Annotated in this window: 1 protein-coding gene and 1 tRNA gene; both read right to left on the minus strand. The window is 64.9% G+C overall.

What is annotated here, in order from left to right; all coding sequences use genetic code 11:
* Positions 1-137: 137 nt before the first annotated feature.
* Positions 138-213 (minus strand) — tRNA-Lys (locus IC50_RS27675).
* 293 nt (positions 214-506) lie between these two features.
* Positions 507-1,990: glycosyltransferase (locus IC50_RS27680; protein WP_035712199.1), on the minus strand; the 1,484-nt coding region annotated here is incomplete at its 5' end.

Genomic DNA, 1,990 nt, shown 5'->3' on the forward strand with positions numbered 1-1,990 from the left:
AGCGCCGTAGCGAGCGGGCGGCTTTGCTAGTCAGCTACACCACGGGGACACGATCCAGGGATTGCGGACACGAAGCCGGAGGCCCGTGGGAGGGCTATCCGCCATGCCAGCCAAGATATCGAAGAATCTACCGATTTTGGTGAGCGCGCTGGGGCTCGAACCCAGGACCCCGTGATTAAAAGTCACGTGCTCTACCGGCTGAGCTACGCGCTCCCATGGCCGCCGATGGCTTCGAAAAGAGATCGCCATCGTGTTCGGGCATTTCGAGAAGCATGTCTTGCCGCAACGCTCGACTTGCGGTGCGGGGAAAACCGGCCGTTTCCGGATCATGCTGTCGGCCCGCGCTGTGTAGGGGGAGTGGCCGCGGAGGTCAATAGTGCCGGCCGCTGCCAAAGTTCATGGCGGGAGCGGGGATTCGCTCGCGCCATCCGCAGCTTAAGCTGGAATTCTCAACCTGATTGGCGGGCCGCCATCCACTCTGAAGAGCGAGGATAGCCTGCCGGCCGTCACTTCGTCTCCCGCCGCATCTCGCTCGGCACGGCTTGCGGCGCGCCAACGGGCGGCAGCGCGACTGGGCGCAGGCCGATCAGCTCTGCGGTTCGGATCGCGCTGTCGTGCCAGAACTGGAACGAGTTGATGCGGCTGAGCTCGAGGATGGCGATGGCGACCGCGGCCAGGAACGGCAGGCTTTGCAGCACCAGCACGCCGGCGAAGATGTAGATCTCGGTGATCTGCCGAAAACTGTTGGAGGCGATCAGCACGCCGGCGCCGACCACGAGCAGGGTGCCGATCACGGCCTCCCAGAACGCCTGGAACTCGATCGACATCCTGGACAGGCCGCCCTTGGAGGTACGGGCGAACGCGATGTGCTCGGTGATCAGGCCCTGCGCCACCGCGCGCGACACAGTCCACTGCACGCTCATCGCCGCGATCATGGCACCCAGCATCTGGCCGGGCTTGATCGCGACGCGGGCGCGGTACATCGACAGGAAGTGGGCCAGCGAGACGATGAAGGCGCCGATGATCGGCAGCGTCAGGATCTTGTCGGGGATGGCGATGTCGGCGAAGGCGACGATCGGCACCCAGACGAGGTTGAGCAGCGCCACCACCACGCCGAGGCTTTCGGCGCCCAGCCAGTTCAGCCAGCCGAGGCCATATTCGCGCCTCTGGTCGGGCGTCAGCCGGCTCGCACCCGGCAGGAAGCGGCGCCAGTGCTTCTTGACGATCTGCAGGCCGCCATAGGCCCAGCGGTGCCGCTGCTTCTTGAAGGCCTCGTAGGTGTCGGGCAGCAGGCCTGCGCCATAGCGCGTGTTGGTGTAGTGCGTGACCCAGCCAAGCTCCTGAATCGCAAGGCCCAGATCGCTATCCTCGCAGATCGTGTCGCTCGACCAGCCGCCGGCCATGTCCATGGCGGCGCGGCGGATCAGGCACATCGTGCCGTGCACGATGATGGCGTTGGCCTCGTTGCGCTGGACCATGCCGATGTCGAAGAAGCCGGCATATTCGCCGTTCATGATGTAGTGCATGATCGACAGATCGCCGTCGCGATGTTCCTGCGGCGCCTGCACGAGGCCGACGCGCGGATCGGCGAAGGCCGGCACGAGATCCCTAAGCCAGTCGGGCTCGACGACATAGTCGGCATCGAGGATGCCGATGATCTCGGCGTCCGCCGCGGTGCGGTCCATTGCGATGCGCAGCGCGCCGGCCTTGAAGCCCTGCACCTTCTCGGCGTTGATGAACTTGAAGCGTTCACCGAGCGCGCGGCAGTGGTCCTGGATCGGCTGCCAGAAGGCGGGGTCCGGCGTGTTGTTGATTATGACCACGCATTCGTAGTTCGGGTAGTTCAGCCGCGACAGCGCATCCAGCGTCTGCTTGAGCATCTCGACCGGCTCGAAATAAGCGGGGATGTGGATCGAGACCTTTGGGTAGTAATTCTCCGGAACGTTCGCGACCGGCTTGCCCTTGCCGAGCAGCCGCTGCGGCGGGGGGG

This window comes from Bradyrhizobium genomosp. I (2014), from assembly GCF_000261685.1.
Classification (GTDB): Bacteria; Pseudomonadota; Alphaproteobacteria; order Rhizobiales; family Xanthobacteraceae; genus Bradyrhizobium.